20 protein-coding genes, 6 tRNA genes and 2 pseudogenes are annotated in these 23,645 nt (G+C 37.7%); 25 read left to right on the top strand and 3 right to left on the bottom strand.

Annotation, left to right across the window (positions count from 1 at the left end):
- Positions 1 to 83 precede the first annotated feature (83 nt).
- The 17 genes and pseudogenes from MKX47_RS19095 to MKX47_RS19015 all read left to right on the top strand — a co-directional run.
- Entirely contained in the window at positions 84 to 1,358 is a 1,275-nt protein-coding gene (locus MKX47_RS19095) for an alpha/beta hydrolase (protein WP_340777894.1), read from the top strand.
- 228 nt (positions 1,359 to 1,586) lie between these two features.
- Positions 1,587 to 1,662 (top strand) — tRNA-Asn (locus MKX47_RS19090).
- Between the two features lie 136 nt (positions 1,663 to 1,798).
- Positions 1,799 to 1,873, top strand: a tRNA-Glu gene (locus MKX47_RS19085).
- Between the two features lie 43 nt (positions 1,874 to 1,916).
- Positions 1,917 to 1,992 (top strand) — tRNA-Val (locus MKX47_RS19080).
- A gap of 31 nt (positions 1,993 to 2,023) precedes the next feature.
- Positions 2,024 to 2,107, top strand: a tRNA-Tyr gene (locus MKX47_RS19075).
- A gap of 13 nt (positions 2,108 to 2,120) precedes the next feature.
- Positions 2,121 to 2,195: transfer RNA gene (locus MKX47_RS19070), tRNA-Gln, on the top strand.
- 16 nt (positions 2,196 to 2,211) lie between these two features.
- Positions 2,212 to 2,284 (top strand) — tRNA-Lys (locus tag MKX47_RS19065).
- A gap of 186 nt (positions 2,285 to 2,470) precedes the next feature.
- Entirely contained in the window at positions 2,471 to 3,376 is a 906-nt protein-coding gene (gene rocF, locus MKX47_RS19060; protein WP_340777313.1) for an arginase, read from the top strand.
- Between the two features lie 145 nt (positions 3,377 to 3,521).
- On the top strand, positions 3,522 to 4,085 hold the full coding sequence (gene sigW, locus MKX47_RS19055) for an RNA polymerase sigma factor SigW (protein ID WP_340777310.1): 564 nt from the start codon (positions 3,522 to 3,524) through the stop codon (positions 4,083 to 4,085).
- A gap of 13 nt (positions 4,086 to 4,098) precedes the next feature.
- Positions 4,099 to 4,710: a zf-HC2 domain-containing protein gene (locus tag MKX47_RS19050; RefSeq protein WP_340777308.1), complete on the top strand. Its 612-nt coding sequence runs from the start codon at positions 4,099 to 4,101 to the stop codon at positions 4,708 to 4,710.
- A gap of 154 nt (positions 4,711 to 4,864) precedes the next feature.
- Positions 4,865 to 5,701, top strand: coding sequence for a diadenylate cyclase CdaA (gene cdaA, locus MKX47_RS19045; RefSeq protein WP_340777306.1), 837 nt, complete (start codon positions 4,865 to 4,867; stop codon positions 5,699 to 5,701).
- Positions 5,694 to 6,701, top strand: a complete 1,008-nt coding sequence (locus MKX47_RS19040) for a CdaR family protein (protein WP_340777304.1) — start codon at positions 5,694 to 5,696, stop codon at positions 6,699 to 6,701. The genes cdaA and MKX47_RS19040 overlap by 8 nt, the downstream gene beginning before the upstream one ends.
- A gap of 86 nt (positions 6,702 to 6,787) precedes the next feature.
- A complete protein-coding gene (gene glmM, locus MKX47_RS19035; protein WP_340777300.1) occupies positions 6,788 to 8,140 on the top strand; it encodes a phosphoglucosamine mutase in 1,353 nt (450 codons plus the stop codon).
- A 141-nt stretch (positions 8,141 to 8,281) separates the two neighbouring features.
- A complete protein-coding gene (locus tag MKX47_RS19030) occupies positions 8,282 to 8,806 on the top strand; it encodes a type 1 glutamine amidotransferase domain-containing protein (protein WP_340777298.1) in 525 nt (174 codons plus the stop codon).
- A 573-nt stretch (positions 8,807 to 9,379) separates the two neighbouring features.
- Positions 9,380 to 11,179 (top strand): glutamine--fructose-6-phosphate transaminase (isomerizing), encoded by a 1,800-nt coding sequence (gene glmS, locus MKX47_RS19025; RefSeq protein ID WP_340777295.1) that lies wholly within the window; start codon positions 9,380 to 9,382, stop codon positions 11,177 to 11,179.
- A gap of 283 nt (positions 11,180 to 11,462) precedes the next feature.
- Complete coding sequence (locus tag MKX47_RS19020) at positions 11,463 to 13,031, top strand: IS1182 family transposase (RefSeq protein ID WP_340777293.1); 1,569 nt, start codon at positions 11,463 to 11,465, stop codon at positions 13,029 to 13,031.
- A 106-nt stretch (positions 13,032 to 13,137) separates the two neighbouring features.
- Positions 13,138 to 13,569: pseudogene (locus tag MKX47_RS19015) on the top strand (TnsA endonuclease N-terminal domain-containing protein); the annotation flags it as partial.
- A gap of 329 nt (positions 13,570 to 13,898) precedes the next feature.
- Here the strand turns inward: MKX47_RS19015 and MKX47_RS19010 are convergent.
- Complete coding sequence (locus MKX47_RS19010; RefSeq protein WP_340777291.1) at positions 13,899 to 14,303, bottom strand: DUF3221 domain-containing protein; 405 nt, start codon at positions 14,301 to 14,303, stop codon at positions 13,899 to 13,901.
- A gap of 71 nt (positions 14,304 to 14,374) precedes the next feature.
- Positions 14,375 to 15,397: a S1 family peptidase gene (locus tag MKX47_RS19005; protein ID WP_340777289.1), complete on the bottom strand. Its 1,023-nt coding sequence runs from the start codon at positions 15,395 to 15,397 to the stop codon at positions 14,375 to 14,377.
- A 442-nt stretch (positions 15,398 to 15,839) separates the two neighbouring features.
- On the opposite strand from MKX47_RS19005, the pseudogene MKX47_RS19000 reads away from it, so the two are divergent.
- The 4 genes and pseudogenes from MKX47_RS19000 to MKX47_RS18985 all read left to right on the top strand — a co-directional run bounded on the left by MKX47_RS19000 (position 15,840) and on the right by MKX47_RS18985 (position 19,229).
- Positions 15,840 to 16,111 (top strand): annotated as a pseudogene (locus MKX47_RS19000) (CD3324 family protein).
- Positions 16,112 to 16,332: 221 nt separating this feature from the next.
- Positions 16,333 to 16,860, top strand: coding sequence for a GNAT family N-acetyltransferase (locus MKX47_RS18995; RefSeq protein ID WP_340777287.1), 528 nt, complete (start codon positions 16,333 to 16,335; stop codon positions 16,858 to 16,860).
- 370 nt (positions 16,861 to 17,230) lie between these two features.
- The gene (locus MKX47_RS18990; protein ID WP_340777285.1) at positions 17,231 to 17,857 is read left to right on the top strand and encodes a LysE family transporter; all 627 of its coding nucleotides are present in this window, start codon (positions 17,231 to 17,233) and stop codon (positions 17,855 to 17,857) included.
- A 139-nt stretch (positions 17,858 to 17,996) separates the two neighbouring features.
- Positions 17,997 to 19,229: an MFS transporter gene (locus MKX47_RS18985; RefSeq protein ID WP_340777282.1), complete on the top strand. Its 1,233-nt coding sequence runs from the start codon at positions 17,997 to 17,999 to the stop codon at positions 19,227 to 19,229.
- Here the strand turns inward: MKX47_RS18985 and MKX47_RS18980 are convergent.
- Positions 19,133 to 19,501 carry a polysaccharide deacetylase family protein gene (locus MKX47_RS18980; RefSeq protein WP_340777281.1) on the bottom strand — a complete coding sequence of 123 codons (369 nt, stop codon included), beginning with the start codon at positions 19,499 to 19,501 and terminating at the stop codon, positions 19,133 to 19,135. The genes MKX47_RS18985 and MKX47_RS18980 overlap by 97 nt on opposite strands.
- Before the next feature lie 257 nt (positions 19,502 to 19,758).
- Between MKX47_RS18980 and MKX47_RS18975 the strand changes: the two genes are divergently transcribed.
- The 4 genes from MKX47_RS18975 (at position 19,759) to MKX47_RS18960 (ending at position 23,609) form a co-directional block, all read left to right on the top strand.
- The gene (locus tag MKX47_RS18975; protein WP_340777279.1) at positions 19,759 to 20,472 is read left to right on the top strand and encodes a ZIP family metal transporter; all 714 of its coding nucleotides are present in this window, start codon (positions 19,759 to 19,761) and stop codon (positions 20,470 to 20,472) included.
- A 203-nt stretch (positions 20,473 to 20,675) separates the two neighbouring features.
- Positions 20,676 to 21,269, top strand: a complete 594-nt coding sequence (locus MKX47_RS18970) for a glycerol-3-phosphate responsive antiterminator (protein WP_340777276.1) — start codon at positions 20,676 to 20,678, stop codon at positions 21,267 to 21,269.
- Positions 21,270 to 21,567: 298 nt separating this feature from the next.
- Positions 21,568 to 22,359: an HAD-IIA family hydrolase gene (locus MKX47_RS18965; protein WP_340777274.1), complete on the top strand. Its 792-nt coding sequence runs from the start codon at positions 21,568 to 21,570 to the stop codon at positions 22,357 to 22,359.
- 131 nt (positions 22,360 to 22,490) lie between these two features.
- A complete protein-coding gene (locus tag MKX47_RS18960) occupies positions 22,491 to 23,609 on the top strand; it encodes an ABC transporter ATP-binding protein (RefSeq protein WP_340777271.1) in 1,119 nt (372 codons plus the stop codon).
- Positions 23,610 to 23,645 lie beyond the last annotated feature (36 nt).

Here is a 23,645-nt window from a genome sequence, read left to right as displayed (position 1 = left end):
AAAGTTTACAGCTTTTTTGGTTTTGAAACTTTTTCCTCTTATTTCCGTAAAACTATTAAGAGGGGGGCTAATCCGTGCGTAAAATGATCTATAGTTTAGTGGTGATATTGTTACTTACAGCGTGTACGAATGAAAAATCAGAGGAACAACAAGAGGTATCCAAGCAGGAACAGGAGGCGATTGTCATGAACGAGGCACTATTAGGAAAATGGCAGGGCTTGATTGAACATCCACAGATGCCACTTGAAATTATTTTAAGCTTGCAACAAGAGGGCGGTCATTTTTCAATTCCAGCACAACGTTTGAGTGACTATCCGTTTGAAAGTGTCAAGTATGATGGGCAAAAAGTAGAAATAACAATTGATTTGGCTGGCTCATTGATAAAAATTGAAGGAATATTGGACAAAAATCAAATCGATGCGACTTTTACACAAAAGGGTCAAGCGTATCCACTATTATTAAAGCCCTATACGGAAGCAAAAGTTACATATGAAGAGCTAGCTGTACCGGTAGAGGGCGGTGAGCTCAAGGTAGCGTTGCAAATGCCAGAAAATCCTACAGGCGATTTAGTCATTATTCATGCCGGATCAGGACCTACAAACAAAGACGGTAATACAATTGGCAGCGGGAAGAATAATAGCTTAAAGATGCTTGCAGAAGAATTAGCAGCGCAGGGTATAGCTTCGGTGCGTTTTGACAAACGAGGTATTGGAGAAAATACAGCGTTGATGACAAATGAAGCGAATTTAACCTTTACTCATTATATAAATGATGTTTCATCAATTGTCGCGTATATGAAGCAAGACAGTCGTTTTACTTCGATTCATTTACTTGGTCATAGTGAAGGGGCATTAATTATGACGCTGGCCGCACAACACGATGGAATTGCTTCATTAATAGTAGTAGCTGGTGCGGGTCGTCCAGCAGATGAAATTTTACTCGAGCAATTATCAGCAAGCTTACCACCGAATCTATTAAATGAATCCAAAGAAGCACTCCAAAAAATAAAGGCAGGGGAAATGATAGCCAATGTTTCAAATGAGCTAATGGCGTTATTTAGACCATCCGTGCAGCCATATATGAGATCATGGCTTCAATACGACCCTCAACAGGAAATTAAAAAAGTAACGGTCCCTATTTTGATTATTCAGGGGAAAAAGGATATACAAATTACAGAAACCGATGCAAAGGCATTAGCAGCAGGAAATAAAAAAGCAACCGTCCATTATTTTGAGCAAATGAACCATGTATTAAAGGATATCAAAGGGGATTATCAAGAAAATATCGCTAGCTATACTACCCCCGAACTTCCATTAGCGAACGGGTTGATTGAAGAAATTGTTAATTTCATTAAATGAGTGTGAAACAGGGTATTCAAAAGGACATAGCTTTTTGGATACCTGGTTCTTATTTTGTCTTACAAAAAATCAGCTAAAACAACATGGAAATGCTCAATTATTTTAACAATTTAAAATAAATAGAAAAATAGAGGGGTTATTTTGAAAAAACCGCTTGTATTAATTAAAAACGTTGCTATAATAAGAAATGTACTAAAGAGAGCAACAAAATGTACATAATAGAAGCGTTCCGAAGTAGCTCAGTTGGTAGAGCATCCGGCTGTTAACCGGCAGGTCGCAGGTTCGAGTCCTGCCTTCGGAGCCATTTTTTTGCGTTTTAAATCTTAAATAGTTTAAATAAAGCCTATTTTAAAAAATATTTCAAAAAGCTATTGCGTATTTAGGATAATAATGATATTATAAATCTTGTCTTAAAGAGAGCAACAAATATGTTACAATCCGGCCCGTTGGTCAAGTGGTTAAGACACCGCCCTTTCACGGCGGTAACACGGGTTCGAATCCCGTACGGGTCACCATTTAAGGCTTCATAAAAAAATAAAGCGTAACACTTGTTAGTATGGAGGATTAGCTCAGCTGGGAGAGCACCTGCCTTACAAGCAGGGGGTCGGCGGTTCGAGCCCGTCATCCTCCACCATTAATTTTCAAACAATGTGTTATAACATGTCGGAGGGGTAGCGAAGTGGCTAAACGCGGCGGACTGTAAATCCGCTCCTTAGGGTTCGGCGGTTCGAATCCGTCCCCCTCCACCATTTATAAAATGTTTGGGGTATAGCCAAGCGGTAAGGCAACGGATTTTGATTCCGTCATGCCCTGGTTCGAATCCAGGTACCCCAGCCATTTTTTATTTTTTTATGAGCCATTAGCTCAGTTGGTAGAGCATCTGACTTTTAATCAGAGGGTCGAAGGTTCGAGTCCTTCATGGCTCACTTTTATTTTGAACATTTAGAAGTGTACTTAAATATAAAAATTACAATCCTTTACTTAATTTTTTTGAGTAAAGGATTTTTTGCGTTTAAAAAAGGGAAAAACAGATGAAAACACGAAAAGAACAAGTTAAGCATAGTTAAGTAGAGTGGAGTTAGAACATCAAGATATGTTAGGGGATGCGTAAGATGGAAAACAAAAAAATTTCGATTATAGGGGTGCCATGTGACTATGGTCAGCAGCGACGTGGGGTTGATATGGGACCAAGTGCGATTCGCTATGCGGGATTACAGGAACGATTGAAAACACTTGGCTATAATGTTGCAGATGAGGGCAATATTCAGGTAGTTGATGTAGATGAGGTAGCGCAGCACGATCAACGACTATTAAATTTAGAAGAGGTTGTAAGTATGAGTACAGCGCTTGCTAAAAAAGTAGATGCCGTTGTAAAAAGGAATCGTACACCACTTGTATTAGGTGGGGATCATAGTATTGCCATTGGGACGCTTGCGGGACTTTCTATGCATTACAAAAACTTAGGGGTTATTTGGTTTGATGCACATGCGGATTTAAATACACCAGACACAACCCCGTCAGGTAATATTCATGGTATGCCACTTGCGACGAGCATTGGGCTAGGGCATGAGCGCTTAACATCAATTTTGCATAGCGAAGTAAAAATTAAGGCAGAGAATATTATTATCATTGGCGGAAGATCCATAGATGAAGGGGAACGTGTGTTAATTAAAGAACGGGGCATAAAAGTGTATACAATGCATGAAATAGATCGTTTAGGCATGACACATGTTATGGAAGAGACGCTGCGTTTTTTTAAAGCACAACAAGTTGATGGGTTGCATTTATCGCTGGATTTAGATGCGCTAGATCCACTTTATACCCCAGGCGTAGGGACACCTGTTGTAGGAGGGATTACATATCGCGAAAGTCATTTAGCAATGGAAATGATTCAGGAGTCGAGTCTGCTGACATCGGCAGAATTTGTAGAGGTGAATCCCATTTTAGATGAACGAAATAAAACAGCAGATGTGGCGGTTGCACTAATTGGTTCGTTATTTGGGGAAACTTTAGTATGAATATTGAAAAAACATATAATGGAAGAAGTGAATATTTGTTATAATAAAAGAATCGATTTTAAAATTTATATTTCGTAAAAAGTGAAACCTTTGAACATTCCAACCGTATATATAGAACAGCTGAAAAGGTGGAGAGGAAAGACAGATGGATGCGTTAGTGAATAAAAGAATAAAGCAAGTGCTTAAAGGTGATCAAAACGCATATGCCGATATTGTTAACCTCTACCAGCACAAGCTGTATCAAGTGTGTTATCGTATGCTAGGCAATAAACAAGAAGCCGAGGATATTACACAGGAGGCATTTATACGTGCCTATATCAATCTTCATTCGTATGATCAAAAACGAAAATTTTCGACGTGGATTTACCGAATTGCGACGAATCTTTGCATTGACCGCATACGTAAAAAGAAGCCCGATTATTACTTAGATGCAGAGGTTGCTGGTACGGAAGGGTTAAATATGTACTCGCAGATTGCGGCTGATGAGCAATTACCAGAAGACGTAGTAGAGCAAATGGAGCTTCAAGAGCGTATTCAATATGAAATCAGCCGATTACCTGATAAATATCGTTCGGTCATCGTTTTAAAATACATTGAAGAGTTGTCGTTGCAGGAGATTAGTGAAATTTTAGATATGCCATTAGGAACAGTAAAAACTCGTATCCATCGTGGCCGAGAAGCATTAAGAAAACAGTTAAACAAATTGTAGGAGGACGATACGCATGAAAACGTGTGCATCACAATTCGTGGATTATATGCACGAATATTTAGATGGTGATATTAGTCGTGAGCATGAGAAGAACTTAAAGCAACATTTGCAAACATGCCCAGATTGCCAACAACATATGCATGAATTAAGTGACACGGTTGCGTTTATCAAGAGTGCAGCACATATTACTGCCCCTCCTGGTTTAGAGGAACAAGTAATGAGCCGTTTACCGAAGCGCAAAAGTGGGGTTGGCATAAAGCGTTGGTTCCGTCATCATCCAGTGCTTGTGGCGGCAGCTGTGTTTTGCTTGTTTATGAGTGCGACGTTGTTAGGAAGCTTCCCCAATGACGAGCAATTCTCCGTAACGAAGCAGCCGAACTTAGTGGTAGATGGTCAAACGGTCACTGTACCTGCTGGAGAGGTTGTAAAGGGTGATATCGTTGTAAAAAACGGTGACATTATCGTAGAGGGAGAAGTAGATGGCAATATTACGGTGATTAATGGGAACTACATGGCATCTACTGCTGTCGTAACAGGGCAAGTTGAAGAAATCGATGAAATGTTCGAATGGCTTTGGTATAAAATTAAAAATGGCTTTAATGATTTGACAGCACTTTTTCAATAAAACTGAAACTTTCTAGAAAAAAATGACGTTCTATTAAAGAAAGCAAAGTCTACTCGCTTGGGTAGACTTTTTTCTGTTAAGAAAGTTAATCAGGACTTGATTTGTGCTATACTTAAGTACAGTATCATTAGCTATTAAAAGTGGGGGATGCCACATGCAAATATTTGAGCAATTTACAGACATCACAGCTGTAGGTGTTATTTTTAAGGTATTAGATGTACTGCTCGTGTGGTACGTCGTTTACAAAGCATTGACCCTCATAAAAGGAACGAAAGCAGTTCAATTATTAAAAGGGTTATTAATAATTGTGTTAGCGAAGTTAGCTACGTATGTGTTTAAATTAAACACGTTGGATTGGTTGTTAGAAGAGGTCATTGATTTTGGTTTCCTAGCGATTATTATTATATTCCAGCCAGAAATACGTAGGGCGCTAGAACAAATCGGACGAGGTAAAATATTCCAACGCGCAAACAATCAGCAAGAGGATGAGCAATCTCGTTTAATAGAGGCGATGAAAAAATCGGTTAGTTATATGGCAAAGCGTCGAATCGGTGCCTTGATTTCGATTGAAAAAGAAACCGGTTTAAATGAATATGTGGATACGGGTATCAAAATGGATGCGAGTATTTCCTCTGAGCTATTGATAAATATTTTTATTCCCAATACGCCGCTACATGACGGCGCGGTAGTCATCCAAAAAAACCAAATTTCTGCATCAGCCTGTTACTTACCACTATCCGAGAGTGCCTTTATTTCAAAAGAGCTCGGTACGCGTCACCGTGCAGCGCTTGGCCTGAGTGAAGTGACAGATGCAATCACGATCGTTGTGTCTGAGGAAACAGGAGCGATTAGTATTACAGCAAATGGTAATTTACACCGTAATCTGTCAATATCAGAATTTGAAGACCTACTACGTAAAATGTGGTTTGGCCCTGAGCAAGATTCTAACTTAGCTTCTAAGTGGACTTGGGGAGGGAAAAAGAATGGATAAATTATTCGATAGCCCTTGGATGCTACGGTTAACGGCATTATTTTTGGCGTTGGCGCTTTTTCTTTATGTTCAAACCGAAGAAAAACGCAAAGCAGAATCAGATTTGTCTAAAGAAACAGATGTTATTACAAATGTCCCGTTAGAAGTGTACTATGACCATGACAATTTGTTTGTAACAGGGCTTCCTGAAACGGTAGATGTAAAAATTTCAGGACCATCTGCAATCATCATGACGACTAAGATAGAAAAGGATTTTAAAGTATTTGTCGATTTAAACTCATTGTTAATTGGCGAACATAGCGTTACAATACAGCAAGAAAACTTTTCTGAAAAACTGAATGTTTCAATCGAACCGAAAACGGTCAATGTGAAGATTGAAGAAAAGATTACAGAAGAGTTCCGTGTTGAGCCTGAAATGAATAGCCGTCTAGTCAAAGAGGATTTTATCGTAAAAAGTAAGATAGCTGAACCAACACGCGTTTCGATTACTGGAGCGAAAAGCGTCATCGATAGCATAAGCTATGTAAAGGCAACGGTTACTGGAGATAAAGGAATTGATAAATCATTTGAGCAAGAGGCTACAGTAAAGGTATTAGACCGTGATTTAAATAAGCTGGATGTGCGAGTGAATCCAGAAAAAGTAAATGTAAAGGTCGAAATTAATGAATATAGCCGAGAGCTCCCGATTACACTGAAAGAAAAAGGAGAGCTTCCAGAAGGTGTAACGATTGAAAAACTATCGTTAGATCCATCGAAAATAACGGTTTACGGTACAAAAATAGCGATTGATGAATTAAAAGAGGTCGTTGTGGAAGTGGACCGAGCTCAACTAAAGGAATCGGGTTCATATGACTTTAAAATTACTTTACCAGCAGGTGCAACAAAATTATCACAAGATCAACTGACCATTCATGCAGATGTAATTAATGAGCAGGCTAACGAGGATACTGTTAGCGAAGTTGATGTCGAAGCAGGCACTGACGAGGCAGAGGGAAATTAATTGCACATCATAATTATTAATCGATTTGTTGTAGACGAATCATCTAATAATGTATGAGATGTCAGGCGTTGAAGGAGAGAAAAATAATGGGTAAATATTTCGGAACAGATGGCGTCCGTGGTGTCGCAAATAGTGAGTTAACACCAGAGTTCGCATTTAAATTAGGTCGTATTGGTGGCTATGTGCTAACAAAGGATGCTAAAGATCACCCGAAAGTATTAATCGGACGTGACACTCGTATTTCCGGGGAAATGTTAGAAGGTGCCCTTGTAGCAGGTCTTCTATCAATCGGTGCAGAGGTAATGCGCTTAGGCGTAATAAGTACACCAGGTGTTGCTTATCTTTCACGTGTGATGAACGCAGAGGCAGGTGTGATGATTTCAGCGTCACACAACCCTGTAGCGGATAATGGCATTAAATTTTTCGGTCCAGACGGCTTTAAATTAACAGATGCACAAGAAGCAGAAATCGAAGCGTTAATTGATGCAGAGCAAGATACATTACCACGTCCAGTTGGGGCTGCCATTGGTACAGTGACAGACTACTTCGAGGGTGGACAAAAATATATTTCTTACTTAAAACAAACAGTCGATGAGGATTTCGTTGGTTTGCACGTAGCGTTAGACTGTGCACACGGAGCGACATCGTCATTAGCGACACATTTATTTGCGGATCTAGAAGCAGATATTTCAACAATGGGTGCTTCACCAGATGGGCTAAACATTAACGAAGGTGTTGGTTCGACGCATCCTGAAGCAATGGCTGCATTTGTTGTCGAGCGTGGTGCAAATCTTGGATTAGCATTTGATGGCGATGGCGACCGTTTAATTGCAGTAGATGAAAATGGAACAATCGTAGACGGTGACCAAATTATGTTCATCATCGGTAAGTATCTAAACGCAAAAGGTCGTTTAACGAAAAATACAGTTGTTTCAACAGTAATGAGTAATATGGGCTTCTATAAAGCATTAGAAGAAAACGACATGACAAGTGTTCAAACAGCGGTTGGTGACCGTTATGTCGTGGAAGAAATGCGTGCAAACGGCTATAACGTTGGTGGCGAGCAATCCGGTCATATTGTATTTTTAGATTACAACACAACAGGTGACGGCTTATTAACGGGTATTCAATTAGTAGCGATCATGAAGGCAACTGGTAAAAAGCTTTCAGAACTTGCGGCTGAAATGACGATTTACCCTCAAAAGTTAGTAAATGTTCGTGTAACAGACAAGCACGCTGTGACACAAAATGAAAAAGTGGCTGCGGTCATCGCGGAAGTAGAAGCAGAAATGAACGGCAATGGTCGTGTGTTAGTGCGTCCTTCGGGTACAGAGCCATTAGTGCGTGTCATGGTGGAAGCAGCGACAGTAGAAGCATGCGAAACATTTGTTCATCGTATTGCAGAAGTTGTACGCGCGGAAATGGGCTTAACAGAATAATTAGTAGCAATTGTGGGAACACCGGGAGTAACTCTATTTTTAGAGTGACTTACCGGTGTTTTTTCATGTGATTAGGTTTTACTTACCAGATTTAAGGGAATTAAATAAAGGTATTCTAAAATGATAAAGGAGTGTTTTGCATTGGCGAAGATTGCAACATTAATTACCGACAAATTTGAAGATGTGGAATTCACGAGCCCAAAAGAGGCACTAGAGCAAGCAGGACATACGCTTGTAACGATTGATAAGGAAGGGAATAAATCGGTTACAGGCAAGCGCGGTGAGGCAACAGTTTCAATTGATAAAGGCATAGCAGAAGTTGACCCAAAGCAGTTCGATGCATTATTTATCCCAGGTGGTTTTTCGCCAGATTTATTGCGTGATGATGATCGGGTGGTCGCTTTTGCGAAGCATTTTATGGATGAAATGAAGCCAGTCTTTGCGATTTGCCATGGACCACAATTATTAATTACGGCAAAATCGTTAGAAGGCCGGGATACAACGGGCTATAAATCCATTAAAGTTGATTTAGAGTACGCAGGCGCCAAATATCATGACGAGGAAGTATTTGATTGCCAGAAGCAGCTCGTGACAAGTCGTACACCAAAAGATTTACCGGCGTTTAATCGAGAAATTGTGAAACTATTGACAGATAAGAAGCTTTAATGAGTCTACTTGCATACAATAAAATAGAGATATTCCCCATTTTTCAGGCGAAATGGGGAATATTTTTAACTGAAGCGCTTTCATTTGAAGGGATTCATTGACGAATGAAAATGTTTTTGTGTATGATGTAAATGCTCGTAAAAAGAGCTGCGCGAGAGGAGTGAAGTATTAGCGCATAAAACAAATCGGGAAAACAATTATAGCGCCAGAGCTAAGAAAATCGGACGGTCACAAATTCTTAGCTGACGAGGTGGAGGTTTATCGAATTTTCGGCGGGTACCTCCCAACTGCACATGCCCGGTTGTAATTTCGTTTTCAAAACAGGAAAGCAATTTCTTGCACAAATAAACGAAACGGCATTTCTAAACAAATAATATGACAAGCTACATCACCTTTTACGGTTAATACTTGTGGGTGCTTTGCTAAACGAGAGCAAACGCCACAATTTCTTTGAGTTCCGTAAAAGTAGATTAGTAGTTTACTTTTGGTGAATCAAAGTACGGCTTTATTTAAGCGGAATATGCTTTTTTCTATTGCCTAAAAGTGATGTATGCTGGGCGGAGGAAATGGATTATGTGTGGAATTGTAGGATATAACGGCGTATTAGACGCAAAGGAAATATTATTAAAAGGCTTAGAAAAATTAGAATACCGCGGATATGATTCAGCGGGTATTGCGGTACACAACGAAGAAGGCGTAACAGTATTCAAGGAAAAAGGCCGTATTGCTGATTTACGTAAGGCAGTAGATGGCGATGTAGAAGCAGCAGTAGGGATTGGTCATACACGTTGGGCAACTCATGGTGTACCAAACCGCTTAAATGCACACCCTCATACAAGTGCATCAGGTCGCTATACATTAGTGCACAACGGGGTTATCGAAAACTATCATCTATTACAAAAAGCTTATTTAAAAGGGATTCAAATGAATTCTGATACAGATACAGAGGTCATCGTGCAATTAGTCGATCTATTTGCAAAAGAAGGCTTATCAACAGTAGAGGCATTTCGTAAAACATTATCATTAGTGCACGGTTCTTACGCGTTAGCTTTATTAGATAACGAAGACGTAGAAACCATTTATGTCGCAAAAAATAAATCACCACTTTTAGTAGGCGTTGGGGAAGAATTTAACGTAATCGCATCAGATGCTATGGCGATGCTTCAAGTAACTGATCAATTTATCGAATTACATGATAAAGAGGTTGTCATTGTACGTAAAGACAATGTGGAGATTTCAACGTTAGATGGTCGTATTGTTGAACGCGCACCATTTACAGCAGAGCTAGATGCCTCTGATATTGAAAAGGGCACATACCCACACTATATGTTAAAAGAAATGGATGAGCAGCCAACTGTCATTCGTAAAATTATTCAAGCATACGAACACGGCGATGATGTGACAATCGATGCGGCTATTTTAAATGCATTAGCAGAAGCCGACCGTTTATATATTATTGCGGCAGGCACAAGCTATCATGCTGGTTTAATCGGCAAACAATACTTCGAAAAAATCGCCAAAATTCCAGTAGAAGTGCATATTTCAAGTGAGTTCGGCTACAATATGCCATTACTTTCTGAAAAGCCATTATTCATTTTCATTTCACAATCAGGTGAAACAGCAGATAGCCGCCAAGTATTAGTGAAAATTAAAAAGCTGGGCTACAAAGCATTAACTGTAACAAATGTTCCAGGCTCTACGCTTTCTCGTGAAGCGGACTACACATTACTATTACACGCGGGCCCAGAAATTGCGGTAGCTTCGACAAAAGCTTATGTGGCACAAGTAGCCGTTTTAGCGGTAGCTGCGTACGCGGTAGCGAATCAAAAAGGGATCGCACTTGATTTTGATTTAAAACAAGAGCTTGCCATTGTGGCGAACGGAATCCAAGCGATGATCGATTCAAAAGATGCCATGGAGCAAATTGCCGAGGACTATTTAAAAATCGCGCGTAATGCATTCTTCATCGGTCGTAATATGGACTTCTGTGTGTCATTAGAAGGCGCATTAAAATTAAAGGAAATCTCATATATTCAAGCGGAAGGGTTTGCTGGTGGTGAGCTAAAACATGGTACCATCGCGTTAATCGAGGAAGGTACACCTGTATTTGCTTTGGCAACGCAAAAAGATGTCGCACTCAACATTCGCGGTAATGTGAAAGAAGTAGTCGCGCGCGGTGCCAATGCCTGCATCATTGCAATGGAAGGAATGGAGGAAGAGGGCGACCGTCTCGTGATTCCTCACGTACATGAGCTATTAACACCATTAGTATCAGTTGTACCGTTGCAGTTAATCAGCTATTACGCAGCCCTTCACCGTCGCTGTGATGTGGATAAACCGAGAAATTTAGCCAAGTCTGTTACGGTTGAGTAGGGGCTTTTGTTAATTTTGGTTTTTTTGTAGATTTTAATGTAGCTTTGAAATAAAGTTGCGATGTTTATAAAAAAGATACGATGTTTAAAATAAAGTCGCGATGGTTGTAAAAAAGTTGCGATGAAATGAGGCTGGGACAAAACCCATCCTCTAACTGAAAAGCCCCTGGAATTTTACGAACAGTAAAATTTCCAGGGGCTTTGATTTTGAGTACAAAAAAAGACACGTCTTTGTTAAAATTTAAGTATCCTACCACCAAATTTAAAACGAAAGAAGTGTCCTTATGTTTAAAGATTATAACATGAATCAATTAACTTTACCGCTTGATTTAGAAATCAAATTACAAAAAAATGATATTGCGTTTGTCATTCATGAATTGGTTGAAAGTATTCCCAATGAAGCATTTGCGCCATTTATCCAACATACAGGTTGCCCTTCGTATCATCCACGTATGATGTTGAAAATTATTTTATGTGGCTACACACAATCGACGTTTTCAGGGCGTCGTATCGAGGATTTAACAAAAGATAGCGTGCGCATGATGTGGCTTGCGCAAGGCTACGAACCAAGTTATCGTACGATTAATCGCTTCCGTGTTCATCCCGTGATGCAGGAATTAATTCGCCAATGTTTCGTGCAATTCCGTTGCCAATTGGTTGAGGAAAAACTCATTGATCTAGAAGCCATTTTCATTGATGGTACAAAAATCGAAGCAGATGCGAATAAATTTACGTTTGTGTGGAAACGTGCGATTGAAAAATATGAGGCGAGTCTCATCGAAAAATCAAACCGTTTGTATGAAGAACTGCTTCAACACCAAATCATTCCGGCCATTGAGCGCGAATCAGACGAACAATTATCAATTTCTGAGTTAAAAGAAATGGCAGAAAAGCTAGAAGAAGTGGTTGCCGATTATACAGAAAAAATCGAAGCGTCTACGCAAGCCGAAGAACGAAAAGCGTTACGAAGTGCCCGCAAAACACCGAAGCAACTATTGAAACAAGTATCGGAATGGGTCACACGCAAAGAAAAGTACGCGCGTGATTTTGAGATTTTCGGCACACGGAATAGCTATTCGAAGACCGATCAAGATGCGACCTTTATGCGCATGAAAGACGATTATATGAAGAATGGTCAATTAAAAGCAGGTTATAATGTACAAATTGCGACAGAAGGACAATACACATTGGCATACGGCGTCTACCCGAACCAAACGGATACGAAAACATTGACGCCCTTTTTAGATCGCATCGAAACGGATTTTTTTGCCTTACCGAAACACATTGTGGCGGACGCTGGGTATGGCAGCGAAGCCAATTATCAGGATATTTTAGAGAAGCGCCACTGTGAGGCACTCATCACGTATAACCAATTCCGAAAAGAACAGACGAAAAAATATAAACAAGATCCATTCAAAACGAGCAACTGGGCGTATGATGAAAAAACAGATACGTATACGTGTCCAAACGGGCAAGTGTTAACGTTCCGCTATACGTCGAAACGAAAAGATAAAGACGGATTTGAGCGTACGTTCCAAGTGTATGAATGTGAAAACTGCACAGGTTGTCCGTTTCGTGCTAATTGTACAAAAGCCGAGGAAGGTAAGCATCGGAAACTGGCGGTGAATGTGCGCTGGGCACAACAAAAAGAATATGTACGCATGAAGCTTTCAGAAGAAAAAGCTGGACATTTGTATGCGCAACGCAAAACAGATGTAGAACCAGTTTTTGGATTTCTGAAAGCTAATTTAGGTTTCACGCGATTTTCGGTTCGTTGGGAATCGAAGGTCGAGATTGAGACGGGCATTGCATTGATGGCCGTGAATATCCGGAAATACGTGGCAAGGGGGTAATGGGGTCCTCCATTTTCACTTCGCCACACAAAAAAACGAAATGACATGGCGTCATTTCGTTTTTTTGTGTGGACCAGAACTATTTATGTCCCAGCCTCGTTTTTTTATGTCTAAACGAGCAAGAACATCTAAAATCGAAAAATGGATTAAAGAAGGGCGAGGTTCTGGTATAGGTGCTGATTATAAACCTTGGTTAAACATTCAAGATGTTTCTTCATTGGGAAGATCCACACGTTTAAGAGGCATTAAAACTAATAGACAGCATGAATTTCTATCAGATTTGGAACGTAACTATTTTTATATAACTGAATACTCTGATTTCGTTATGGGTATTAGAGAACAGTTTCCTTTGTTGCCTTTGGAAGAAACTCTAGTTATTGCGGATGAATTAGGTCTTAAACACCCTACAGATCCCAAAACGAATGAGCCGATTGTAATGACAACGGATTTTCTTCTTACTGTAGATAAAGGACAAGGATTTATAGAGCTTGCGAGAACGATAAAGATGAAGGACGAGCTTTTAAATGAGCGAGTTCTTTGTTCAAAATTCGTGCGTTTCTCCTATTGTAAAATCAACATTTGCATGACTAATTTAATAAATTTTTATTTCAAACCAACATTAACGGATATCAAAGATCGTTCATTTTCCTTTTTAGATGATGATATTACACCTAGGAAGTATATTGTAGCTTATCTACAAATAGCCGCTATCAAAAAAAATTAAACGGCCTTAGTCCTATAGAATGTAGGGCTAAAGCCGTTTAACTCAATTTTTATTATTTTCAATGTCTACTTGACTGACAGCGTGCAGTTCAGAATAATCCCACTTGAGATTACTATTTTACTTTTTAAAAAGTTTTGTACTATTCATTTACTTTGGAGTAATATTACTTTTGTTGCAACACCTTGACTAGGATATGACTCTTCATAACGGCCTGTTGTCCAAATGGCTACTTTATCGTAAATATTAAAATTGCTAGCATTTGAATAGGAAACAGTCAAAGCATTGGGTTTTGCAATAGTAAGAATTTCCTTTTTAGTTTTCGTAGTAATGTCTTTTTGTTGAACATTCCATACAATCGTTAAAGAATCTTCTGTTTTGTCTATAATATACCCTTCTACATCAGCTGTATCTATCGGTTCATTCGACAAGCTAGACGGTTCACTTACTTTGTTTCTTGAAAGGCTTTTCAAATCGTTCCCTCCGCTTGAACATCCTGATAGACTGGAGAAAAGTAAAAACAGAATGACAGTTGCTTGTAGTATGCGCAAACGTTTCCCCCCATTCATTTATATTCTTATAGACGTATTAATATTTCGAAAGGTTACAAAATTCGCTTTAATTATTGGCTTAACCAATTCACAGGAGTTAAATTAAGGCGGCTTGAAACATTGGTTACATGACTATATACACGATAGTTTACCCCATTTTCAGGCAAAGTCCCCTTATGAATACCCTTGAGAGTTTTACCGTCATAAATTGTAGCGCCACTATCCCCGCTAGAACTTTCATAATTGGAAACGCGAAGATTATCAAACCAGGTATCATTCGCTCCCCAATAACCACTATTGTTCTTCCCAAGGAGTGTTCCACACGAATCTCCATGCATACCCGACTTACATACTCTTTCACCCAATACATCATTTCCTGCTACTTGTACACTTGTTAATAATGTCGCTGTTCCATATAATTTGTTACTTAATAAAGTGTTGGAAGAGACAGCTATTGCTTCTGCATCTGCGTTATTTCCATAGTGCCTCTTACTTACATGACCAATATAATTTGATCCTTGATAAATACCAGTGCCCAATGAACTCCAGCAATGTCCTGCTGTAACAATATACGGATTAGAGCTTGAATCAATAGCGGAGAATCCAACAGAACAGTTTCCAAGTGTACCTGCTGAGCTATCGATTACTAAGCCATTGAGAATAGGTGATTGAGTTGTGTATCTGGCTTCATCTGATGTCTTGAAGTTTTCGTCAACGACTTTAACATTAAATAATGTTTCGTCTTGTTTTAGCAAATCACTGATAACTTTTGATGCCTCTGCTATAGGAGTTCCATTATCTTTAATTCCTACAGTAATTTTCTGATTAATAAAATCGACATTTGCATATTGAATGTTTATCTGTTTACTTAAGATATCTATATTATTGTTTATATCATCCATAATACGATCTAAGTCGCTTTCAGAATACTTTGCCTCATAGAAATTAATTGGCAGATCTGAACCATATTTAGTTGCAATAAGGTTTTCAGATTTTATTAATGGAGTATGAGTACCCTTACGAAGAGCAATATTAACTACTCCACCATTTTTTTGATCAATATACATTCCAAGAAAAGCATCACGACCGTACATAGCTAAAACATCATCTTTTAATTTGCGGAAATATTTTGATCAATCTTTTTTATAAAAATTTCATCGCGCCAAAATTGAACCCACACAATTTGATCAATCTTTTTTCAAAATATGTGGGTTTCTTCTATTATAGAATCTACGTTCTCTGCCCATTTTTAATCAATCTTTATTCCAATCCAACATTTTTGTAGATTTTAAATAATGCTATACCGTTTTTAAAAAGTTGCATCTTTTCATCCCTTTGGATTATTTTAATCTAAAGGGATGTATTTATTGAAAAAGAAATCTATTTCAGTTAATAATAAAACTCAAACTCATGCAAAGCCTTTAATTAGAAGAGCGATACTTTGCATGAGGAAAAATATATAATCGCTGTATAAAATTTCTAATATTTTGGTTTTGCACCTTATTCATATTTACAAGAAATAAGGAGAGAGCAAATTTGAGTTATATAAATGTTGCAAAAATTTTACCTAAAGAGTTATTAATAGAAGTTCTAAAGTATATACAAGGTGAGACATTATATATTCCAATTCAACAGAGCACTCGAAAAAAAGGGGGTCAGTTAGTGGTATACAAAAACAACTGTATCAAAGAAAGTTAGGTATTCAAGAAGATTTTAAAAGTGGAATATGTATACAAGAAATATCTGAAAAGTATTTTTTATCAGTTGAAACTATTAAAAAGATTGTTTATACAAAAAAATGTACATAATAAACAAGGCTAATCTAAGGAGATTTTTATATATCTACTAGATAGCCTTTTCTTTTTCCGAATTATACCAATTAATTTTAAATCGTTAACCAATCAATTAGGTATTAAATAGTTCATTATTGTTCTGTCTATATTTCTGACCATGATTATGAAGTAACATTAGATTCAAGAGATAACTCACTGAGTATTTTAAAGTTAATTTATTTTATGGAGGAATTATAATGAATTTAAAGAGTGAAAGAATTTATCTTCGTACATTAGCAGAAACAGACGCCCCTGTTCTCCTGACAAATACCCAAGACAAAGAAATAAGGTATATGACAGGTACGAAATCTACATTTACTTTAGAGCAAATTCAACAACATATAAAAAATATAAATGAAGATCCCTCACGTTATGATTTTGCTATATGTTTAAATTCAAATAGTAAAATGATTGGAGAATTATCTATTCTTGATATAGAACAGGATAATAATAAAGCTGGATTCAGAATTTCAATGTGTTCCATTGAACTAACTGGTAAAGGTTATGGTACTGAAGCAATCCGACTTATCTTGAAGTTTGTATTTGAAGATTTAAAATTAAATCGTTTACAGTTAGAAGTATTAAGTCATAATAAACGTGGAATTAAAGCATATGAAAAGACAGGTTTTAGAACAGAGGGTATCTTACGCGAGTCTTTAAATTATAATGGCAATTATTCTGATGAAATAATAATGTCTATACTTAAAAGTGACTATGAAAAATAAAAAGCATTATTTCTATTCCAATTGTAATCAAGCTTTTTTATAAAAACTTTTTAATTCCCGAAATTAAACCCATGTATTTTGATCAATCTTTATTCAAAATATATGGGTTTCTTCTATAAATAAGATCAACGTTTGCAGCATCTTTTTAATCAATCTTTATTCCTAACCAACATATGGGCAGATAAACGATTGAACATTATTCTAAATAAAAATTATAGGAAACACTTCCGCTTAATAATTATGTTAATAAAACTCCTCTGAAACAGTGAAGACAAACCCGAAAATCCTATTAAAACATCCCTTTAAATTGTCCTAAAAGTCATTGCCTTCGAATAAAATGCAAGGACATCTGATTAGTGGAGGATTATTCATGGATTCTATTTTTACCTATATCTTTTTAGGCATATCGATGGCTGCAACATTTGGACCTGTTAAGACCGTCCTATTAAATACGGGGTTAAAAAATGGCTTTTTTCATGCATGGTTTTTTAGTCTGGGTGCTTTGATAACCGACATCATGTATATGTTCATAGTTTATTTTGGAGTGGGTCAATTCATTGATTCGTTATTATTGAAAACAATACTTTGGTCTTTCGGCTGTTTTGTTCTTTTGTATACCGGTATAGAAAATTTACTGTCACTAAATAGAATTGAGATGAATTCAACTACCGGTAAAAGAACCCGACTTAGACAATCAATCCTAACTGGCTTCTTCATGTCCTTTTTGAATCCGTTAACTATCCTTTTTTGGTTAGGGATCTATGGGTCCATTCTTGCGAAAACCGCTGGAGTCACTACAGGATATCAAATCATTTTACTTAGTATCGCCATTCTAATTGGCATTATTTTAGTGGATTTAATTTATTCCTTTTTATCCAGTGTTGCTCGAAAATTATTAACAATCAACCTTTTGAAAACGGTTACCTTCATTTCATCCCTTTTAATGATTGGATTCGGACTTTACTTTGGCAAAATGGCTTTTCAAGCATTATTTTAATACACGTCTCAACAGATTTCATTTGTCTGTATTCCATCGGTTATTTAAAAGTCTTTCAAAAACAATAGAATGCATAAAATGAACCCGACAGGAAACCATACCTTTATAATGATAAAACAATATTAGTCGAGGTGTGGTCATGGAAAAAGGCAAGGTTCAAGTAAGTATTTGGTGTATTATAAGTTTGACTTCTATACCTCTCATCATGACGTTGGGAAATTCGATGTTTATTCCCGTGCTCCCAATTCTAGAAGAAAAGGTTGGGATTTCATCATTTCAGTCAAGTATGATTATTACAAGTTATTCAGTCGCGGCCATTTTTCTCATACCGGTAGCTGGCTATTTATCGGATCGCTTTGGTAGGAAAATTGTAATATTACCTAGTTTAATCTTGGCTTTAATTGGGGGGCTGATTGCTGGTTTTGCTTCATGGAAAATGGATGATCCATACACAATGATTATTATCGGTAGAATTATCCAAGGTATTGGAGCAGCTGGTGCCATGCCAATTGTATTGCCTCTTGTGGGTGACATTTATCAAGATGATGACGAAAAAATAAGTTCTACTTTAGGATTAATTGAAACGTCTAACACGTTTGGAAAAGTGTTAAGTCCTATATTAGGGTCAATATTTGCAGCGTTTTTATGGTTCTTACCCTTCTTTTCTATTTCAGCCCTTAGTTTAATCTCTATTGCACTTATCTTTTTCTTCGTTAAAGCCCCTAAAGATGATGATGAACCATTAAAGTTTAAGGAGTTTTTACGTAACACAAAGCAAGTTTTCAAGGAGGAAGGAAGATGGCTGTATACCGTATTCCTTAATGGGGCCCTCGTAATGCTAATATTATTCGGTATGTTATTTTTCTTATCAGAAAACCTCGAAAAAGTTCATAATATAAAGGGCATTAAAAAAGGTTTTGTTCTGGCCATCCCACTTTTATTACTTTGTACTGCTTCTTATATTTCTGGTCGAAAAATTAAAGGAAACCTATTAAGGATGAAAAAAATAATCATTATCTCACTAATTGCAATGTCTACCAGTATTATATTTGTTGGATTTACAAGCAAAAAACTGATTCTTCTATTAGTGGTGGCGAGTATAGTGGGAATTGCTATTGGTGCACTATTGCCTGCGCTTGATACAATTATTACCGACAATATAAGGAAAGAGTTAAGAGGCACAGTTTCCTCTTTTTATAGCTCGGCAAGATTTATCGGTGTTGCAGCTGGTCCTCCTATTATGTCCCTTGTCATGAAAAATTATCTCAACGTCAGCTATATTACGGCAGGTGTGTTAGGATTCATCCTCTTTTTCGTTGTCTTGAAGTTTATCAAAGTCGATGAAATTGAAAAATCAAATAAAATGGTATGAAGATAAGACCTATCAGTTTTTTCCCATTGGGTGGTCGAACATCTATTTCCGTTTTGTAGTAAGTGGGGGCTCTTGAAAATCACCCGATTATGGGAATACGTATGATTGCCAAATTGATGTCCGTATTCTGCAATTCTTCTTGTTTCCTCTGGAAATTTTTCTATATCTGCACCAATCAGAAAAAAGGTAGTTTTAGTATTGGACTCTTCAAATAGTTGCAATATCTGATTGGTGTTATCGGTTGGACCGTCATCAAAGGTTAAAGCAACCACTTATTGATTTGTTTCTATTTGTTGAGTTAAGCCCCAAAATAACTGAAACGTTCTAGAGTTCATTAATTTATAAGTGCCTAGCAGTAGTAGGAAAACTAAGAAAACCTCAATCTCAATCAACACCAGCATCTTTTCCACAGCGCACCTTCTTTCCATATATGTATTATAAATATTAGACATGCTATGAAAGTTTTTTTCATAAATCATCAAAATCCACCATACCACTAACTATACCCATTGAAAGGTGATTATGTGGAATGTGGTTAGTAGGTTTTTTATGGACGTCTTCAGGGATATTTATAGGCGGCATGATTGCATGGCTTTTTAAGGGATTACAGCAAAGGGTAGACATTATTAATGGCCTCTGTGCAGGAATAATCTTGGGCTTAATTAGTTTTGAGCTTTTTCCAGAAGCCATTGAGCTAGGCGGATGGTTAAGTACATTTAGTGGATTAACGATTGGGATGATCCTATTCAAAGTATTACATAGTCGTTTGCACGTGAACTTAGATAAAAATGGTGCAACAACGAAGCAATGGCATATTCGTACAGGGTTATTATTAATTATGAGTTTCACAGTTCACAATATACCGATGGGAATCACATTAGGTGCAAATCAGGAATCCAATTTGACAATGGCATTATTGCAAGCACTGTTATTCCATAGTATCCCTGAAGGAATTATTTTGTTTACGCCTTTGATATTGGCGGGGTTAAGCGTTATTTCTGTTTTCTTCATTTCCTTAGCGGTATCCATTCCGGTCGCTTTAGGTGTTTTAATCGGTGAATTTGGGGGATTTTCTTATCAATCAATACACACCAGCTTAATTGGCTTAACTATAGGTATTATTTTTATGGTTACGGTATCAGAAATCTTACATCCTGCATTCAACCAATCTTCAATAGCTAAGGTTGTATTATGGACATTCATAGGCCTCTGCATAATGGGCGGTTATCTAAAATTATTATAGTTGTAAACGTGAACTATTGAGTACCAGAAGAGGAGCTAATTATTAAGCTATCCGACACTTTTTTGAGTTTGGAAGTTCAACTAAAGGGTTGGGCAAAAATAATCTCTTCCTTTAAGTTTTTTAATCTTTTGTAAAGAAATGCATGGAACCATTTATAGACAGCTGATTCCCGTTATAATGCAATCAAAGAGGGGGAAGCGCGTATGTATAAACGATTCCAAGAGAGACTTGCTGAAAAAAAGCTCATTGCGGCGATTAAAGAGCCAAAAGCCATTGAGGTCGCATTGAAGTATAAGGACAATATTAGCGCGGTCATTTTAATGACAGGAAATATTTTGAATATCAAAAGCTATGTCCAACTATTTCATGAGGCGGGATTGCCTGTTATTGTGCATGTTGAAAAAATTGGCGGCTTGCAGCTAGATCAATATGGTATTGATTTTATAAGCGAAGTAGTGAAGCCATTTGCAATTGTTACAACGAAGGCGAATGTTATTAAGAAGGCGAAGCAAAAGAATATGTTTGTCATTCAACGTATATTTCTAATTGATACAGAGGTGTATGAGCAGTTAACACATACAATTCATCATACAGCAGATATGATTGAAATTATGCCATGTCGCGCGCCAGATTTTATACAGAAGCTCACTCAGGTGACGGAGAAGCCCATTATTACAGGGGGCTTATTAGATAAGATCGAACATGCGGAAGCGGCATTAGCACATGGCGCACATGCTGTGACTACATCTAATAAAAATTTGTGGAAGGGAACAATTTTACAAACTATCAATAATTAATTAATAATTTCCACACAGTAGCTTAATGATTGAGGTTTATAGTAAGAAACGTAAAGTAAATAGTAATAGGCGTATATGAGAGAGGCCGCAAATTGTCGTATTTTAAATGACTTTTTGCGGCCTTTTTATGTCTATCCATTTAGGAGGAGAGAAATTGTGGTCAAAGTTTGCATTGCTATTTGTTGTGATTAACCTCTTATGGCAGTAGGAAAAACAGAGTGAAATTGGGCTATCATACATGCTAAAAACAGCAAGTTAAATGAAGTAGCAAATTGCTCGAAAGTAGGTGAATACATTTATGACGATACAAGCATACGATGCGTACTGTTTCGATTTAGATGGAACAATTTATGTTGGGGATCAAGTGCTCCCAGGTGTACTCAATACAATCACCCACCTTCAGCAGCAAGGGAAGCATATCTTTTTCATCACAAATTCACCGACACAAACGCGTCAAGATGTCGTTGAAAAACTACTACGCTTTGGCATACATATAACAGCTCACCAAGTTATTACAACGGCTTATTTAACAGCCCAGTATGTAGTAGAGCATATGCCAACAAGTATTTCCTACATTGTAGGTGAAGCGGCAATTAGCAAGGAATTTCAATATGAACAGCTTCAACTGACGGCTGATCCACTTCGAGCAACAAATGTAATTATCGGCTTAGATCGCCAAATTACATTTGAAAAGCTAAATAATGCGATGGTTGCAGCTCGGAATGGTGCGCAATTGATTGTCACGAATCCTGATCAAGTTTGCCCAGTACCAAATGGATTCCAATTGGATACAATGGCCATTGCCAAAGCCGTTGAAATTGCGTCCGACAGCCAAATTGATGTAATTATCGGCAAGCCATCTTCCTATTTCGCACAACATATTATGCGCCTGCTGGATGTGAAAAAGGAAAACTATTTAATTATTGGTGACCGACTTGATACGGATATTTTACTGGGCACGCAAGCTGGAATTGACACTTGCTTTGTTTTAACCGGAGCATCGACAACCGCACAACTAAAAAGTATATCGTATAAACCAAAGTATATTATGAGTACGATGCAAGAGTTACATGCAGCGTTAATAAGTTAAATAATTTTTAAAAATATTGAGTATTTATGAACATTATTAATGTTTTGTTATAAAATGGAAAACCACCCGTTTTGCTAGAAATTATATGCTTAAATAATATAGCGCCAAGTACAAGAAAGAGGAGGCTAGGTATGAGCCGAATTGAATTAGTTGAAATTTCAAAATCATACGACAAACAAGAAGACGTATTGAATGAAATCAATTTAACGATTGACGAAGGGGAGTTTTTTGTCCTTGTTGGTCCTTCAGGGTCAGGCAAGAGTACATTGCTTAGAATGATTGCAGGGCTTGAGGAGATTTCTGGGGGCGTATTAAAAATTAACGGAGACATGGTCAATCACATTCCGCCAAAGGATCGAAATTTATCTATGGTTTTCCAAAATTACGCTTTATATCCTCATCTATCAGTTGAACAAAATATTCTCTTTGGTTTAAAGGCAAAAAAAGTGGAGAAACAGGAGCAGCAAAAAAGATTACATGAAGCTGCGGAAATGATGGGCTTAACTGAATTGTTAAAACGCAAGCCAAGAGAACTTTCTGGCGGTCAAAGACAACGTGTAGCTTTAGCTCGATCCATTGTAAGTCAATCACCACTTTGTTTGATGGATGAGCCACTTTCAAATCTGGATGCAAAGCTTCGCGCAAATATGCGTGTTCAAATTCGCAGATTACAAAAAAAATTAGGCATGACGATGATATACGTTACCCATGACCAAGTGGAAGCCATGACGATGGGGGACAGAATTATGGTATTAAATGATGGGAAAATCCAGCAAGTGGGCAAACCCATCAACCTCTATAACGAACCGGCTAATTTGTTTGTCGCTACTTTTATCGGTTCCCCAAAGATGAATATGGGAAAGGCTATGTTTTCAAAGGATGGAAAGCATTTAATCGTAGAAGACCAGCTTCAGATTCCAATCGATGCATCGTTTGGACAGGACATACCTAAAAATCGACCGTTAACGATCGGGATTCGAGCAGAGCACATACTTCCTGAAACAGATGGAACTATAAAGCACACTTTGGAAGTAGTGAATGTCGAGCAATTAGGAAATGAGACATCGATTGCATTTGATGTTGGCCAAGAGTTATGGACGGCTAAATGGCCTGGGCAATGGTCCATTTCAGTGGGGAAAAAAATACCTGTGCACATATTACCTGAGAATCTATTGTTTTTTGATTCGGAAACGGGCGAGTTAATTCAATCTGCCTCTAAAGGGAAAGAACAAGAGGTTTTATCTACATGAATATGACAAACATAGCCGACACAGTCGATCATAGCA

Source organism: Solibacillus sp. FSL R7-0668 (assembly GCF_038006205.1).
In the GTDB taxonomy this organism is placed as follows: Bacteria; Bacillota; Bacilli; order Bacillales_A; family Planococcaceae; genus Solibacillus.
This window is presented reverse-complemented; position numbering and strand designations above follow the sequence as displayed.

Coding starts and splice junctions, on each gene's coding strand:
- glmM (WP_340777300.1), top strand. CDS start 6,788: ATGGGTAAATATTTCGGAACAGATGGCGTCCGTGGTGTCGCAAATAGT.
- glmS (WP_340777295.1), top strand. CDS start 9,380: ATGTGTGGAATTGTAGGATATAACGGCGTATTAGACGCAAAGGAAATA.
- MKX47_RS18985 (WP_340777282.1), top strand. CDS start 17,997: ATGGAAAAAGGCAAGGTTCAAGTAAGTATTTGGTGTATTATAAGTTTG.
- MKX47_RS18975 (WP_340777279.1), top strand. CDS start 19,759: ATGTGGTTAGTAGGTTTTTTATGGACGTCTTCAGGGATATTTATAGGC.
- MKX47_RS19040 (WP_340777304.1), top strand. CDS start 5,694: ATGGATAAATTATTCGATAGCCCTTGGATGCTACGGTTAACGGCATTA.
- cdaA (WP_340777306.1), top strand. CDS start 4,865: ATGCAAATATTTGAGCAATTTACAGACATCACAGCTGTAGGTGTTATT.
- sigW (WP_340777310.1), top strand. CDS start 3,522: ATGGATGCGTTAGTGAATAAAAGAATAAAGCAAGTGCTTAAAGGTGAT.
- MKX47_RS18960 (WP_340777271.1), top strand. CDS start 22,491: ATGAGCCGAATTGAATTAGTTGAAATTTCAAAATCATACGACAAACAA.
- MKX47_RS18995 (WP_340777287.1), top strand. CDS start 16,333: ATGAATTTAAAGAGTGAAAGAATTTATCTTCGTACATTAGCAGAAACA.
- MKX47_RS18965 (WP_340777274.1), top strand. CDS start 21,568: ATGACGATACAAGCATACGATGCGTACTGTTTCGATTTAGATGGAACA.
- MKX47_RS19095 (WP_340777894.1), top strand. CDS start 84: ATGATCTATAGTTTAGTGGTGATATTGTTACTTACAGCGTGTACGAAT.
- MKX47_RS19020 (WP_340777293.1), top strand. CDS start 11,463: ATGTTTAAAGATTATAACATGAATCAATTAACTTTACCGCTTGATTTA.
- MKX47_RS19005 (WP_340777289.1), bottom strand. CDS start 15,397: ATGTACGGTCGTGATGCTTTTCTTGGAATGTATATTGATCAAAAAAAT.
- MKX47_RS18990 (WP_340777285.1), top strand. CDS start 17,231: ATGGATTCTATTTTTACCTATATCTTTTTAGGCATATCGATGGCTGCA.
- rocF (WP_340777313.1), top strand. CDS start 2,471: ATGGAAAACAAAAAAATTTCGATTATAGGGGTGCCATGTGACTATGGT.
- MKX47_RS18970 (WP_340777276.1), top strand. CDS start 20,676: ATGTATAAACGATTCCAAGAGAGACTTGCTGAAAAAAAGCTCATTGCG.
- MKX47_RS19050 (WP_340777308.1), top strand. CDS start 4,099: ATGAAAACGTGTGCATCACAATTCGTGGATTATATGCACGAATATTTA.